Below are 15034 nucleotides of genomic sequence, written 5' to 3'. Positions count from 1 at the left end.
GAAGGATGAGCTCATGAACCCACTTCTCGCGGCTTATGGAGCGTTGGCCCTAGGCATCGTCTCCGAAGTCATCGGATCATCGCTGCTGCCGAGGACGGAGCAATTCACCAAACTTGGGCCGACCGCTGCGGCGATCACCAGCTTCATCATCGCGCTATTCTTTCTCTCCCATGCGCTCAAGCTCATCCCTCTTGGTGTAACCTACGCCGTCTGGTGCGGTGTTGGGATGGTGCTTACGGCTGCGGTGAGCATGCTAGTCTATCGGTCGCCGCTCGACCTCGCTGCTGTGCTGGGAATTGTTCTTATTATTTGCGGCGTTGTGGTGATGAACGTTTTTTCAAAGAATGTCCCACACTGATCGCGACTCTCGGACCAACTGATATCGATGCAAGTGGCCATCGCAGATAGAGATTGGCTGCTAGCCGAAGAGGCCTCCGGCCGGTAGAGGGCATCGCGTTGAAAGTACGCTGAACAACGCGATGCCCTCAAGAAGCCCGTGAGGGCCTTCTACCGGCTTCATTGCCCCTCCAACGGCACGGTTTCGCGCTTCACCGGGTAGCGGCATTTGAAGCTGTGCTCCGTGTCGTCCGGGTTTGTTGAAGGTTCAGGAAACGCGCCGCTGCAGATATGTTACGCGTAACGACGGTGGGGAAATCCCGGCCGGATGGCAGCCGAAGGAGGCTCGGCGATCAAGGGACGGGGAGGGCCGAATTGCCAGGCACAGGGGCCGAAATTTGGCCATGCCAATCTTCGTCGAGGATGGCGCGCATGCCGATGGTCCGCATGATGGCCCACTGATTGGATCGTCGGCCATGGGCCTGGGCCATCTGGTTCTCATAACCGAGGGCGAGAGCCCCGATGACCACCTGGCGTGCACAGGCGGCGCGCCGTCGAACGAACGGACAAGGTGGGTGCTGGCACCTTGGCCAGCCTGCGGCGGGTACTTAGCGGAGATGCCGGATCCGCCACGGAATGGATGCGCAGCCTTGTTCGCCCGGCGCACGCCATTCCGATCAGAGACCGGCCGCCATACCTGTATGAAGCCGGCCACTATTCTAACCAAAGACCGGCCAGCTTTCGGCACAGAAGATTACCTCCAGGGTCAGTGCGCAACCTTGGCATCAATACCTCGCGATGAATGAGGACATTTTGATGCTGTTGCTGCGCCGGTTCTGCCGCGTGATAGACAATCGCGAGATCGGCAAGATTAACCCCGAGGCGGTCACCATCCTTCTCCAAGGCAGCGGTTCGCTCAGTGCCACATGGATGGTGCGCTGCAAGATCTCAGCGGATTTTATCGCAGCCGCGGCTATGTGGCGTTCTCGCCACTGCCGACATCATTGCCGATGCTGCCGCCGCAACAAAGACCGTGGTCTATTCGACGGAAGAGCTGCGCCGGCTGCTGGCCGCGACCTCGATCCTGAGGGATGGGCGCAGCCCCAGGTGCCGACAATTTATCGTAACCTTCTCCTGCTGCTTTACGGTAGCGGCATGCGCATCGGCGAGCCGCTTCGCTTGGTCTTGCACGACGTGGATCTGAGCGGGCAGTCATTACTGTCCGCGACAAGAAGTTCTTCAAAACGCGTCTCGTGCCGATCGGACCAAAACTCAACTGCGAGCTGGCGCGCATATCGAACGCCGGCGCCTTTTCCCCTTTGCCGCGCGGTGAAGAACCTCCGTTATTCACCACGTGCGATGGCCGACCGTGGCACTAGGTGCGGGCTATTTCCTGGTTCCAGCACGTCCGTCGAGCTGCCGGAATCAGTTGCCCTATCGGCGAGCTGCGGCCGCTACGGCTGCAAGATATTCGTCATAACTCCGGGTGGCGGATTATTCCGAGTGGCGACCGGGAGGCCAATGAACGCGGACTATTTCTGGTTGTTGGGTCGGCATAATCAGAGGCTCTTTAAGAAGGCGAGGAGATGGCCGTCAGGTTTATAGGGGCCAGCCGTCTAGTTGATCTCATTGATGGCGTGCTGAAGGTCCGCGACACGAAGTTCGGCAAGTCGCGCAATGTGCCGCTTCACCACTCGACGCCACATGCCTCAAAACATATGCGACCTACCGCGGCCGTTTGTGGCCCAACCCCGTAAGCAACCGCTTCTTTCTTTCTGAGCTTGGATAAAAATCTGGCCGTGAATTCGCCGCCTGGCTCGGTGTTACGCCGAGAGGGAGTTCTTCGGGCGGCAAGCAACGGCCCGGCAGCATCACCAAGATGGGCGACAGGTACCTTCGAACATTGCTCGTTGTCGGAGCGACGGCGGTGATCCGCTTCGCTCGCGAGGAAGGGTCCGCCAAGACGACGTGGATCCGTAAGCTCACGGAGAAAAAGGCCTGCGAAGGTCGTGGCGGTTGCGCTCTGATTGCGGGTCGCATCGCTGCATCGGCGTGCAAGTTCCAGATGGTCCCAGGAACTTACGGACGATTTCCCGTCCTGGCAATGGCCCTGCTCCACCACGGCGTCGATCGATCAGTTATCGTCTTGTGGCTGGGCCACGAGTCGGTTGAGACCACGGCCATCTATCTTCAGGCCGACATGAAGCTCAGGGAACAAGCTTTGGCGAAGACCGAGGCTACCGACATCCTGGTGCTGTTGTCGCGCTCGTGTTCGAGATGATCGAGGAAGGCGCCTAGGAATGCCGTGCGCCGTGCCGAGATCCGGCACGATCACGTCCGATGGTCCCTTGCGCAGCTGCCGCTAGGCATAGGCTAGCAGCAGGCAGAAGGTCGCGGTAGCTCGCCAGGTATGCGGTCTTACTTGTCGCTTCCTGATGAGGCGATCAGTGAAGAAGGCCTACGCCGTCGCGATACCAGCGCAGCAATGTTGTCACGGCCAGCCGATGGCCGAGGTCGTGCAGGCAGGGAATCATTGGCGCCGCGCAAACCTACCTTGCGCGACAGCTTGACGACGTTCACCGCAGCTGCCCACTCGGTCAGACGCTAGGCGGCGAGCCACTGCATCGCAGAGATTGTATGCGATAGCTAATTTATAATAGCGGCCGGCTGGCCAAGCGCTTCAGGATCTGGATTCACGCCAATGCCTGGGCCCGCAGGCGGCGCAATGCGGCCGCCGCTGCGAGCTGGGGCGTAAGGATCGAGGCGCGGAGCAACATAACCCGATAGATCGCATGTATTCATGATCCGGCTTGATGGAGTCGACGCCGCCAAGTGGAGGAGCGCGCCTGTGGCAACATCGGATCCCCAAGTGTCCTCGATGCACATCCGGGGACCTAGGTGCAGACACAGATCGCGAAGTCGCCTAGTCGCACTAAGCCCTCCCGATTTGGAGAGCTTTAGGGCAACGGCGTCCATACAGCCAAGATCATAAGCCTGAAGCAGCGAAGCCATATCGTGCGCGTTTTCGTCGATCTTCATTGGCAGCCCTGTCGCCGCACGAACAGCGGCACACTCCTCAAGTGTTGCACAGGGCTGCTCCAGCATGATGTCATAGGTTGCGATTGCCTTACCAACGCGCGTTGCCTCCAGGCGAGAAGCCCCGCAATTCCAGTCGCCATAGACGAGCGGCCCCATGCCAACAGCCTCTCGTACCAGACGTAGCCGGGCGACATCGGCTTCCCAGTTGTTGTCGGCACCTAACTTGACCTGAAACTGGGCCATACCCTCTGCCTGCGCCCCACGAGCTATGATGGCCATTTCGTCAGGCGCTATACAGGTGATCGATTGGTAGAGCGGTATGCGAGCCATCTGGCGTCCACCGAGAAGCGCATAAAGAGGCAGCTTCGCTACTTTACCTGTGATGTCCCAAAGAGCCAAGTCAAGCGCGGATTTTGCGTAGACATGCCCCTGCAGCCAACTGTCAACCCGCCCCATCAATGCTTCCGGGCCGATTGGATCAGCTCCGATGGCGATAGGTGCAAGATATTCCAGCGCGGGGAGCACGCCTTCAGCATAGGCCGGCAGATAGTGCGGAATCGGACAAACCTCACCCCAGCCGGAGATATTTTTGTCGGTGTCGACGCGGAGCAGTATGGAGGTGACGGTGTCGCAGGTCTTTCCACCCGCCATGTGATAAGGAACATGGCTGGTCAATGGCACTTGCCAAACCACAAGCCGTTTAATCCGCATGTAAAAGACCTCACATAAATAATAAACTGTTGTCTTTCGAGAAAAGCCAAGCACCTATTTTTTAGTGGTGAGCCATGGACCTGTCTTTTTGCGCTCGGGATGATAGTTTCCCAGCCACGATGTTCGTCGCAATACAGCGGGCCGCATAGGCAGCCAAGTGATCAACTTTGGATGGGTCTTTGCCCGAAAGTCGCCGCTCAAACAACCAACCATTCTGGCACATCGATGCTGTTGGTGCGCGTCCACCCCAGCATGCATGCCCCTCCTGCTCATCAAGAGTGCGTCCGGAGCCCTTTGCACGGGATCCGGATGCCGGCTCCTCGCAGATTGACACCGCGCTTCCCGCCTTGTTGTCGAAATCGCTTTGCCCTTGCTGTCCGAGTCTTCTGCTTCGAGAAAATTAATCGGCCTACTGCAATTCTCGCGCACGTCCGGCGCCATTCCCAGTTTCCCAGATCGAGTCGAAGTTGCGTAACATCACTTCCGCGACGCTGAAGGTGTGCTTCCCTTGTCGGGATGTCAGGCGAGCGTCGATGTCGGGATAGATGAAGAAAGGAAGGGAAATTCGGTCAGTCGGACCGGTGTGCACGACCTGATGGGGCGTGCTCTTGAATCGGTCATCGCTCAAGGCTTGAAGCATGTCGCCCAGATTGACAACGAGACTGTCGGGCAAGCTCGGCGCCGGCACCCAGCGTCCCCCGAACCACACCTGCAAGGAGCGAGTGGGGAGTTCCTCTTGCAGCAGCAGCGTGAAGAACCCATTGTCGGTGTGCTTTCCGGCCGTACCACCAGCGGATGGATATCGGATCACACGTTGCAAGACGGTCGGCGGGCTGAAATGGCGTTGGAACCAGCCCTCTTCCATATCGAGCAGGTCGGCCAGCGCGGTTCCGAGCTGCGGCACAACCTTGTTGACCACGGTAGCCTGCAAAGCTAGCAGGCTTCGAGCGAAACCAGGAGCCAACGCTTCATCCGGAAGGCGTGTCCGACCAGCAAACGGACGTCGGTCACCTTCATTCTCGATTCCGAGGTCGAACATCTCCTTCGGATCGGGACCGGCGTCGGGATGTAGCACCTCGCCGTGCAACGGACTGTATCCACGAGCGGTCGGGGGATACACATATTGGGCGGCGTGACCGAAACGTTCCTTTGTCGGCTGTGGCAACGCGAAGAACCGTCGGGAAGCCTGGATCGCTTCTGAGATCTGTTCTTTCGGAATTCCGTGCTCAAGATAGAAGAATCCGTACTCTTCGCAGGCCAGGCGCAAGTTCTCGAGCTCTTCGTTTCGCGTTGCATCGGCGGCCAGTTTCGCTAGCGAGATTTGCGGTAGCGTAGTCATAGCTGCTTCTCCATTGGTGCTGTGGCTTTATCGGGGACTTGGAAGACCCAGTAATGCGCGCCCTCCTCCGCGATGTATCTGCCGTCGTTTAGACACTGTGTCGTCACAAGCACGCCCGCATCCCGGAGACGCCGCACCTCGTCTTCAAAGGACGTGGTCTCTGCATAGCTCTTCCGGGTGCTTGCGATGATGAATCCGTTGGGGCGGGTCACGCGAGCCAGTTCGCGCAGTGCGTCAGGTCGGATGTGACCGAGCGTGAAGACGCCGCAGCAGACCGTAATATCATAGGTCGCACCGCAGTAGTCGGAGAGCGGCCCGTTAAGGTCGACATCGCCTTGGACATGTCGATATACGCCAGTTTCCCGGGCCTCTTTGGCCATCTCCTCGGAGAGGTCAATCCCATCTATCAACTGGAAGCCTAGGCGGTTCAGTTCCACGCCGACGAGACCTGTTCCGCACCCAGCATCCAGGATTGCGATGGCTGCTCGCTTATTGGCCAAATACGCTGTCTGCATGGTGCCTGCCAATTCCGCAACGACCGTCGGCCCGCAGTATCCATCGCGCCCGACATCCAACTCGTAGGAATTGGCCCATCCGCGATAGAAGTGAGTCAAGCGATCGACGTCGCCGTTGAGGGCATGGGAATCCTTTATGCGTTGGCGTGCGGCTCGCTCCAGTGCGGTCCTTTGATCGAGGTTGTTCACTACAGTTCCTCCATTTAGGGGCAGATGAGATGCGGCATCGTCGTCAGCGGCGCAATGGCACCGGCTAGATCTACAGGCGGCTCGCTGCTGTATTGATGAGCATGGCTATCCGACCATGCGGAGGCGCCTACGCTCCAGGTGATAACGTCGTAGATCATGGCATCGTTCAGACCCATGCCGCGCCCAAGATCAAACGCCTCGTGAAGGATCAGGCGATTGACGTGAGTGAGTTCGCCGACCAGCGACTCGAGCAAGCGTATTTGGATGTCGCTGAGCGGGACGTCGTCGAGCGGAAACACATGCTCACGCTTCGGTTTGATCCGTCCTACGGGATCGGTTAGGAATTCTTGGTCTGGTGGATAGGCGGGGTTGGCACCGTACTTGGATGGCGCACGATAACCCAGCACTTGCAGTCGTACGCCGAAGACCACCTCCGCCAACTCGACAACTCTCAGATGGCTGTCGTATCGATCGAACTTCCGTCCCGCCTCGCTATAGCGCTCTTCGACCGCGCGCCCGATCGGCAGTCCCACGCCGAGTTCGTCGGCCAGTTGGACGGTCAAGCCCATATCCTTGACCGTGATCTCCAGAGTGCAAGAGCGATCGTAGCTGCCATCCAGGAGAAACGGGACGAACTGCTCGATTGCAACGGAGTTCGCGGACGAGGCGACAAACTTGCGCCACGCTTGCTGCGCTGGAATGCCTTCGCGCACGCTTCGGCAGAGCGCGTGGCCGCTCGCAACGGCTGCAGCGTAAAAGAGTAGGTTCGTCAGTAGTTTGACTGATTGGCCCTGACCGATGTCTCCGACATGGAAGGAGATGGCTCCCATGGTTTGTAACACCGTCTCGCAACGCCCATAGGCCTCCGATGGCCCGCCGACGAAGAAGCTGACATTGGCGAAATCGACCCCCATGTGGGACAAGTTGCTTACCGGCGCTTCTAGTGAGTGCACGTCAATTGCCGCGGCCCGTCGGCCGATCTCGATCGTATTGTGGTAGTCGGTGGTGGACGTATCAATCCATACGCTCCCCGGTGCCATTCCGGCTAAAGCGCCTTGCTCGCCCGCCATGTTGTCAAAGACGTCGTGTGGCAGCGGCAGGCAGGTGATGACAATTTCGCAATCGCGAGCCGCGCCGCTGGGTGCGTCATGCCACCGGGCCCCCTTTTCGACCACGTCTTTCGCAGCGGGGGGATCGATGTCGTAGACGCCCACCTGATAGCCGGCTTGTAGGAGCTTAGCGATCATCGGTCGCCCCATGCTGCCGGTACCAATGAATCCGATTCGTTCTGGGTTGCGGATACCAACGGTGCTTCCAGCCTCTACAACAGACATGGGGCTTCCTTCCAACGTCAAATATTTATAAGTATCAAGTGCTAGTACAGGACACTACATCGAATTATTGATAAAAGAAAGTTAAAATAAAGTAAAATATATTTAGCTATTGTAACGTTAGCTAGGTGCCAACCTTCTCATAATAGACACCATAACGATTAGCTAATCTGAATCTAAATCAAAATGGGCGTTGTGTTCCAAGGCCTTGCAAGCCTGCTCGCGAGCAGGCTTATTTTTGACGCCTAGGCGGATACGATTATTCGTTCGAGTCCTTGGCCAACCTTTCGGCACCTGCCTGTCGAAGCGCGCCACGCCACCTTGGTCCCGACTCAGATAGCGGAACGAATGGCGCGCCCTTCAGTGCACGGCCGGAGTCGAACGGGCCGCATGACATCGACCGCGACGTCTCCGCTCGAGAAGCTTGACCCGCTCATGTTCGCATGCCCTGAACCTGGAGCCAGATCCGGCTGCCGGGAATCTGACAAGGGGATGTACAATGAACGAGCTGTGCTCGCTTCGAGCGGAACACGTGAAGCGCCCCTGAGAACGGTTAGGTGGCGCGCCCCGATCCGTTTTTATGCATCGGTGAGATTTTGTGGCGGAGCCGTCCTGGCGCCAGCCGGGGTCTGGCAAATCTGGAATCCTCCGCCACATAAGGTTTAGCTTAAGATGCTGTTCAGCAGTTGCAGAATGGCATCGGTGGGCCGGAAGCGCGCCCCGTAATTGCCCTCGATGCCCGCCTTTTCGAGTCCGTTGCGCATCATCTCGACATCCGCGGCGGCATATCGGTGGGTGGTGGCGACCTGTGCGTGCCCGCGCCAGGCTTGAATCGTCAAAAGATCCAAGCCGGACTGGAGAAGCTTCATGGCGAGGGAGTGCCGGAAGATGTGTGGCCATATGGGCTTTTCGGCCAAGTCCGGCCTTATGGCCACTTCCTTGGCCGCCGCTCGTCGTACGATCTGGGGCGCCCCGAAGCGCATCAGGCAACCACTGTGGGCGCCGACAAGATCGGTCGTAGTTCGTGGTTGGCGATACCGCGCTCGCGCAACAAGGCCGCCAGCGCTCTCGCCAGATCCTGAGGAACGGGGATGACGCGATCTCTGCGGCCCTTACCGTGCAACAGCACATGCGAATGCGGGCGTTCCAACTGCAGCTCGTCAGCATCGACACTGATGGCTTCGGAGACGCGCGCGCCGGTCAGCGCTTCTCTGATCGGCGCCGCAATCATTACGTCCACTTCTGCGCTGGTGAGGTGGCGCGTCACCTCAATGTGCGCCCGTTTTGTGGGAATCGTCAAAACGCTTGCGCGACACCAAAGGACGCCGGGTCGGCCGCTGCCACATGGTGGAAGAAAGATCGTATCGCAGCTAGTCGGGCATTGCGCGTGGCGACGGTGTTGTTCCGCTTCTCCTCGAGTTCGTCGAGAAAGGCGAGAATGAGGTCTCGATCGATATCTTCGAGCACCAACGCCGCCGGCCTCTTCCGCAACCTGGCGCCGGCGAAGAGGATCAGCATGCGCAAGGCGTCGCGATAGCTCGCGACAGCCGCGGGAGTATCGCAACATGGAGTTTGCGCGGCAATGCCTTTCACCTGAACTCGACGTGCAGATTATCTCCACCGCCGACGCCTAGGCGCAGATCGCCAGCCTTGCATGTCGACTTTTGCCTAGGGTGGAGACGCCTCACGCAAGCCCACAGCGCTGCGCACTGCCTTGGTCTCACGATCAACACTCTGACGCCAATTCGTGTCGACTTTCGCGACATGACCGCGCCAATGGCATGCTTCTTCTGCGACACCATCTTGCCCAGACGAGCATCTCGGCCGTGCTCTGGCCATTTAGTTCGGAGCCACCAAATTGGACCTTTCGATGCGCAGCACGGACAACGCTTCAACCCCATAGGGCGTGACACCCAGATCGGCTCCTCTTTCCATCAGCCGCTCCATCGCGCATGGCCGTAGCGGGCAGGCACGGCTATTTCGTAGGCGAGTTCGCCTGAGACGGAGATCCGGAAGAGCTGTGCGCGCAGCCCACCGGAAACGGTCAGTTCCGCGGAGGCTATAAAGGGGAAGACGTCGTTCGCCAGGTCAAACCCATCGACAATGCGGACAAGCAGGGCGCACAATTTTGGTCCGGCGACGAAAGCGAACGCCTGGGGATCGTGTTCCCGCACTTCGTCGATCCAGAAGGAGCACGTCTGCGTGACTGATCTTAACGCCTTCACGGCGCTAGGTCGGCCCGGGATCAATGGATGATTGAAGGCGAGGAACGTGCCGAAGAGAATTTCGCTGCCGTTGTGAAACGGACGGCGCCGGGCCGTTCGGTCGCCGAGCAGACCGACGGCTGCATCGCGTTCGAGATTGTGTTTCGAGGTTAGGCATGAGGCCTCTGGGGGGCATTGCTCTCGAAACTTATCAACATCGCTTTCGCCGACTTTGGTCCGGGCCGAGCGACACGTACCGGCCTTGATGACATAAGCTGCTTCGTGATCCGACGCAGCGAAGCTCATGCCGCCCTCTTGGTGGCACGGTCGTTCGCCCTATCACTCTGGCACGCTGGGAGGGAGGCGGTTGCAGTAACCTGATCGAGGCGCTTCCATATATCCAGATTGGATTAAGGCGCTGTAAAATTGTATTTTTCAAACTAAGACTTCCATGGAAGTCTACTGTTGGAACAGGAGATGCACTGCATTGTGATGCGACGGGGCTCAAAGGAGCACCCCCGTGACCATTTCTCGCGCTGCCTTGCGGCGGACGCTGGCCACGATGTTGGTGGATTGGCTGATGATATACACCCTCTTCTCTCGCTGCCTCCTCCAGTTGAGTTGCGGCTCCAGTGGCCGTTTAGCAAGATGCACGGCCTGGAGAGCTACTTTGTTATTCTCGATCGTCGAGACGGCAGCAGATCTCTCAATGATGATGACATTGTGCGCAAATGCAGTACCAACATCGGCGTTGGGGGCGAAAACTTGATGACATTGAACAGGCCTCGGAAGAGGGGCTGCGCGCCGGCGCCTATGCGGCGATGCCGATATTTAACATCGACGGCAAGGAAGTAGGGAGCATACGGCAATGCCACTTGCTGCATGGCGTATCTGCTGCTCGAGGAGCCCGGCAAGGATGAGGTGACAACGGAGTTGGCGGGGAGCGTCGTCCACTGCCGCAGAGCGGGGCCAATGGAGGTCAGCGTGACGCTTGGACCAATCAGCATGGACTGGCGCAAGATTCCTTTGTCGCGAGAGATTGATACGCTGCATTTGCCCATCGAAAGCGGACCGTTCTCGGATGACGTTGCCCTCTACATCGGGAACCCGCATGCGGTCCTCTTTGTCGATCAACTCGATAGCATGGACATGGGTCGCTATGCACCCGCCATACACAAAGCCCCTCTTTATCCCAGAAGGGGCCAACGTCGGCGCTGCTCAGATTCTCGACGAGCAAACGCCTCGGCTTGGAGGTCTGGGAGCGACCAGGGCATGTGGAACCGGTGCCTGCGTTGCCGCTTATGCCGCGCTTAAACGAGACCTCGTCACTTCCAAAAAAACGCCATTCATCGTCCGGGCGGGAGGCTGGACACAGAAGTTCTGGACGGCGATAGGGTCTGTATGACCGAACCGGCAGCCTTCTGCTGTTTCATGGTTTAGTCCTGGGGGGCATAGGAGCAAAAGGAGCTAGTTACAGATGTGCTGCGGTCAAGGCTCAGATCGTACGGCACTCACAAGGTGAGAGCCACCAGTACAAAAGCGAAGGAATTGAGAATGGGAACGACAAAGACGTATTTTGCACTCAATGCAGCGCTGCTATTGTTGGCGCTGCCGTTTGCAGCTCAATCGCAGCAGATGCCAGGTAACCTTAAGGGTTCCGGCGAAGTTGTGGTTACCTCGGGAGGCGGAACCTGGGAAGTGGCCCAGAAGAAGGCATTCTTCGACCCGTTCACGAGAGACACCGGCATCGAGGTTGTACTTGTTCCGGAGGACCAGGCGAAACTGCTGTCATCCGCAAAGCTCGGCCAGCCCGAAGCCGACATTACCTCAATTGAAGGCGGCCAGCTCGCAAGCTGGATCTCGAAAGGCGCTGTCGAGGAGATGGACTACAGCCTATTTGCCAAGGACACTCTGGCGAGCATGCCCGATAAACTGAAGAACAAATATGGGGTCGGCGCTCTGCTATATTCCTTGGCAGTTGCATACAACACCAAAAAGTATCCGGAGGATGGCAAGCATCCGATGAATTGGATGGACTTTTACGACATCAAGGATTTTCCGGGAAAGCGCAGTCTGCCGAAATGCGAAAAAATAGTTGGTGGCGGTTTGCTTGAAGGCGCGGTCATGGGTGACGGCGTACCAGCCAATAAGGTGTATCCGATCGACATGGATCGAGCGTTCGCAAAAATTGGAGAGTTGAAGCCCCAAGTTGGGCGCTGGTGGGTGGCTGGCGCTGATGCTCCGCAGAGCCTCATTGACGGCGAAGTTGACATGGCAGCGGCCTATAATGGCCGGATTTTTGCCGCAAAGGCACAAGGGGCGCCGCTCGCACTCTCCTGGGAGCAATCTCTGCTGCAATACGACTTCTGGGTAATAGTGAAGGGATCGCCGAACAAGGAAAATGCAGCCAAGTTCTTGGCATACATCTCCCGCCCCGAACCTCAGGCCGCTTTTGCGGAAGCGATTTCCTATGGCCCGGTGAACAATGACGCGTTCAAGCTCGTTCCGAAGGAAATGCTCGATATTCTACCGGGAGCGCCAGAACTCGCTAAGAAGCAAGTTTTCCAGGACTATGATTGGTGGAATAAGACGGGGGCAGACGGTCGTACAAACTACGACGTTGCGCTGCAGCGTTGCGTAGCGCTGCTGTCGCAGTAAGCTAGACGTCGATACGGAACAGCGTCTACCTGTAGCGGCAATCGACACCCGGGCATCATCGATTCGGCGAACGGCGACATGCCACGACGCCGACCAGAGAGCTTGGGCGGCATGCTTACTTGAGGAAGCCGAGGCGCACCTTGTGCATCATCGATACGACCCAGCTCGCGTGTACGATCTACGACTTTATACGCCAAAGGAGCAGCCCGCTTCTCGCGCTCAGATTGTTGTCAAGCGTCACTACAGAACTGACCCTACCGTGACATTGGCGCCTCGTAGCGTAATCGATGCTTTGGGCGTTGTCGAACAAATCGAAAGAAAACTCGTGGGACCCAGGAAATGTAACCAAAACTAAATCAGAAGTGACATTTGTATGATTGTGACGTTGATAACTGGAGAAGACACTGGGTCTGCAGCTCTTGATCGCCTGCCAGGCGTGGGCGACCAGGTCGTGCATCTCCTCGCTATCTTCGCCCACGGCGCGAAGAGCGCCGCCGCAGCCTGGGCAGCATGCGCAAGACGGCTCGCGAACGACCCGCTTGCGCGGCAGGTTCGGGTTGAGACCTTGTCGGTGTCGGCGACGATGGGTAGCTCGGCCTCGGGCGCGCCGGCAATGAATCGGTCTCGAGATCTTCGAGTTCGAGCAGCATCTGGACCCAGCTTCTCGGACGAGCCGCTGAAGGCCTTGCGGTTGACGCGATCGATCCGCAGCTGCAGGCGCTGGATGCGAAGTGCGGCCTCGGCGCGCTCTCTGCGCAGTGCTCATCGCATTCGTCGAGTGATGTCACGAGCAGCAACAGCCGCCTCCAGAAGCGCGATCCGGGCGAGGAAATCAGCGGTTAAGGGAGCTTGTTCCGACACCCAAACTACAGACCCGAAAGCCCTCCTTCAAGGAAGCAAAATCGATACAAAATCATAACAAACGCAAAATTAGCCAGCCTGCGATGCGTCGCATCGGCGTCTCGCGCCATCGATACGCTTTTTTATAGTCGCGCACGAACCGGCGCCACCGCGTCATCCTGCTCAACGACGGGCCGCGGGGCAAGATTTCGAGGAGCCTGTGGTTACCGGATCGGCCGATGATCTCGAACACAGAATCAAGGTAGGCGGCCTACTTCATCAGCTTGAGCGGATCGTGGGCGCCGGCGGCGAACAGGTCTTTCACCAGACCCAGCGCTTGCGGATGCCATCCAGAATCGACTGAGCCCCGACACTGTCGAAGATATCGGCGGTGGTTCGGAGGTCGACGGGGCGCACTTGCAGCGGGTGATCCGGGCGGTGCGTTCGGCATGATCCCTTCGGGTGTGAAGGTGTTACTGGCCAGCCATCCGGTCGACTTCCGCAAGGGTCCGGACAGTCTGCTGTCGCTGGTGCGGGATGCGGGCAACGATCCCTTCTTATGTGTCGGCCGAGATTATGTGGCGGAGCTGTCCTGGCGCCAGCCTGAGCCTGCCCAGTTCGGAATCTTCCTGCGTGTTTCAGAAATTCGCGGACACCCATTCCGCTAAATCGCGGACAGCGATGGAGTGCACCCCCAGACTGAGACAAGGAAAATCGCGGACAGTTTCCCCGCAGGAGAGGAAACTGGGGCATGGCCGGACGGCAAAGATTTATTGATGAAGACCAAAAACGGGAGCTGCTCCAGCGCATGGAGGCGGGCGAAAACGTCAGCAAGTTGGCAGATGAGGTCGGCATCAGTCGTCAACGACTTTACGAGTGGCGTGATCACCTGAGGCTTCATGGCGATCTGAAGTCACGTCGGCGCGGCCGGCCGGCCAGATCGACAGCAGGACTAGACGGGGCCGCGCAGCTGCAGAATTCAGTCGATCTGCCGACGTCTCAGGAAAAGGCACTGACCAAGGCCAGGCGCCGGATCAGGGAATTGGAGCAGAAAGTCGGGCAACAGCAGCTTGATCTCGATTTTTTTCGCGAAGCCTTGCGGCACTTCGAGGAAGATCAGCGCCGGAGCAGCGCTCCTGGCGAAACGGGATCTTCAAAGTCATCGAAAAGATGACGACCGGCCTGTCGCAAGGCGAATTCAACATCGATAGAATGTGCTGGCTCGCTGGCGTCAGCCGCGCGAGCTACTACCGTCACTGGCTAGATTCGGCCCCGCGGCGGGCCGAGACAGGTTTGCGGGATCTCATTCAAAAGGTGGCTCTCCGCAACGCGCACTACGGTTACCGCCGGATCGGAGCCCTGTTGCGTCGGGAGGGGTGGCAAGTCAACCACAAGTGCGTTCTACGCATCATGCGTGAAGACAATCTGCTGTGCCTGCGCACGCGACCCTTTGTTCCTGGAACGACGACTCGAGGCATGGTTGGCAAGTCGTGCCGAACCTTGCCAGGGGCATGATCCTTACTGGGGTCAACCAGCTATGGGTTGCCGATATCACCTTCCTGCATCTGGCTGAGGAGTTTGCTTTCCTTGCCGTTGTGCTTGACGCGTTTAGCCGCAGGGTGATCGGATGGGCGTTGGATACGCATCTCAGAGCAAGCCTTGCCATTGAGGCCCTCGAGATGGCCATTACCGATCGCCAGCCCGCTCCCGGGAGCCTCGTGCATCATTCCGACCGCGGAGTTCAAGGCGGATTCAACCGGTCGTCGCAACAGCCTCGATCATATCTTGTTTGAGTAACTGGTCGAGAGCCTCTGCAGGCGTGCGCCAGCTTAACGTCTTGCGGGGTCTGGTGTTCAGAGCACGCGCTACAGC

Annotated in this window: 13 protein-coding genes and 4 pseudogenes; 7 read left to right on the top strand and 10 right to left on the bottom strand. The window is 58.3% G+C overall.

The window, feature by feature from the left end; all coding sequences use genetic code 11:
- The first annotated feature begins 13 nt into the window (after positions 1–13).
- Positions 14–358 (top strand): DMT family transporter, encoded by a 345-nt coding sequence (locus RFM98_RS30400; protein WP_320312188.1) that lies wholly within the window; start codon positions 14–16, stop codon positions 356–358.
- Positions 359–2125: 1767 nt separating this feature from the next.
- Positions 2126–2363: pseudogene (locus RFM98_RS31490) on the top strand (transposase); the annotation flags it as partial.
- A gap of 619 nt (positions 2364–2982) precedes the next feature.
- Here the strand turns inward: RFM98_RS31490 and RFM98_RS30385 are convergent.
- From RFM98_RS30385 to RFM98_RS30345, 9 genes and pseudogenes are all read right to left on the bottom strand, one after another.
- Positions 2983–4086: a mandelate racemase/muconate lactonizing enzyme family protein gene (locus RFM98_RS30385; protein ID WP_320312186.1), complete on the bottom strand. Its 1104-nt coding sequence runs from the start codon at positions 4084–4086 to the stop codon at positions 2983–2985.
- A 91-nt stretch (positions 4087–4177) separates the two neighbouring features.
- Positions 4178–4336, bottom strand: a pseudogene (locus RFM98_RS31485) (methionine adenosyltransferase domain-containing protein); the annotation flags it as partial.
- A gap of 159 nt (positions 4337–4495) precedes the next feature.
- Positions 4496–5425 (bottom strand): 2-oxoglutarate and iron-dependent oxygenase domain-containing protein, encoded by a 930-nt coding sequence (locus tag RFM98_RS30375; protein ID WP_320312185.1) that lies wholly within the window; start codon positions 5423–5425, stop codon positions 4496–4498.
- Positions 5422–6129, bottom strand: coding sequence for a class I SAM-dependent DNA methyltransferase (locus RFM98_RS30370; protein WP_320312184.1), 708 nt, complete (start codon positions 6127–6129; stop codon positions 5422–5424). Before RFM98_RS30370 ends, RFM98_RS30375 begins: the two co-directional genes overlap by 4 nt.
- 14 nt (positions 6130–6143) lie before the next feature.
- On the bottom strand, positions 6144–7463 hold the full coding sequence (locus tag RFM98_RS30365; protein ID WP_320312183.1) for an NAD(P)-dependent oxidoreductase: 1320 nt from the start codon (positions 7461–7463) through the stop codon (positions 6144–6146).
- A 659-nt stretch (positions 7464–8122) separates the two neighbouring features.
- Positions 8123–8443: a tyrosine-type recombinase/integrase gene (locus RFM98_RS30360; RefSeq protein ID WP_320312182.1), complete on the bottom strand. Its 321-nt coding sequence runs from the start codon at positions 8441–8443 to the stop codon at positions 8123–8125.
- Positions 8443–8760 (bottom strand): site-specific integrase, encoded by a 318-nt coding sequence (locus RFM98_RS30355; RefSeq protein WP_320312181.1) that lies wholly within the window; start codon positions 8758–8760, stop codon positions 8443–8445. Before RFM98_RS30355 ends, RFM98_RS30360 begins: the two co-directional genes overlap by 1 nt.
- Complete coding sequence (locus RFM98_RS30350) at positions 8757–9053, bottom strand: site-specific integrase (RefSeq protein WP_320312180.1); 297 nt, start codon at positions 9051–9053, stop codon at positions 8757–8759. The genes RFM98_RS30355 and RFM98_RS30350 overlap by 4 nt, the downstream gene beginning before the upstream one ends.
- A gap of 341 nt (positions 9054–9394) precedes the next feature.
- The gene (locus RFM98_RS30345) at positions 9395–9970 is read right to left on the bottom strand and encodes a hypothetical protein (RefSeq protein ID WP_320312179.1); all 576 of its coding nucleotides are present in this window, start codon (positions 9968–9970) and stop codon (positions 9395–9397) included.
- Between the two features lie 1248 nt (positions 9971–11218).
- Here RFM98_RS30345 and RFM98_RS30340 point away from each other — a divergent pair.
- Positions 11219–12322 (top strand): ABC transporter substrate-binding protein, encoded by a 1104-nt coding sequence (locus tag RFM98_RS30340; RefSeq protein WP_320312178.1) that lies wholly within the window; start codon positions 11219–11221, stop codon positions 12320–12322.
- Positions 12323–13301: 979 nt separating this feature from the next.
- Here RFM98_RS30340 and RFM98_RS31480 read toward each other — a convergent pair.
- Positions 13302–13558, bottom strand: a pseudogene (locus tag RFM98_RS31480) (IS5/IS1182 family transposase); the annotation flags it as partial.
- 53 nt (positions 13559–13611) lie between these two features.
- On the opposite strand from RFM98_RS31480, the gene RFM98_RS30335 reads away from it, so the two are divergent.
- The 4 genes and pseudogenes from RFM98_RS30335 to RFM98_RS31475 all read left to right on the top strand — a co-directional run bounded on the left by RFM98_RS30335 (position 13612) and on the right by RFM98_RS31475 (position 14955).
- Positions 13612–13830, top strand: a complete 219-nt coding sequence (locus RFM98_RS30335; protein WP_320312177.1) for a hypothetical protein — start codon at positions 13612–13614, stop codon at positions 13828–13830.
- 83 nt (positions 13831–13913) lie between these two features.
- A complete protein-coding gene (locus tag RFM98_RS30330; RefSeq protein WP_320312176.1) occupies positions 13914–14336 on the top strand; it encodes a helix-turn-helix domain-containing protein in 423 nt (140 codons plus the stop codon).
- Positions 14333–14608 (top strand): annotated as a pseudogene (locus RFM98_RS30325) (IS3 family transposase); the annotation flags it as partial. The gene RFM98_RS30330 and the pseudogene RFM98_RS30325, both read left to right, overlap by 4 nt.
- A gap of 65 nt (positions 14609–14673) precedes the next feature.
- Positions 14674–14955: a DDE-type integrase/transposase/recombinase gene (locus RFM98_RS31475; RefSeq protein WP_430682370.1), complete on the top strand. Its 282-nt coding sequence runs from the start codon at positions 14674–14676 to the stop codon at positions 14953–14955.
- Positions 14956–15034: the final 79 nt, after the last annotated feature.

The organism is Mesorhizobium australafricanum, from assembly GCF_033977265.1.
Taxonomy (GTDB): domain Bacteria; phylum Pseudomonadota; class Alphaproteobacteria; order Rhizobiales; family Rhizobiaceae; genus Mesorhizobium; species Mesorhizobium australafricanum.
Note: the sequence above shows the minus strand (reverse complement) of the source record. Positions and strands in the feature narration are given on the sequence as shown.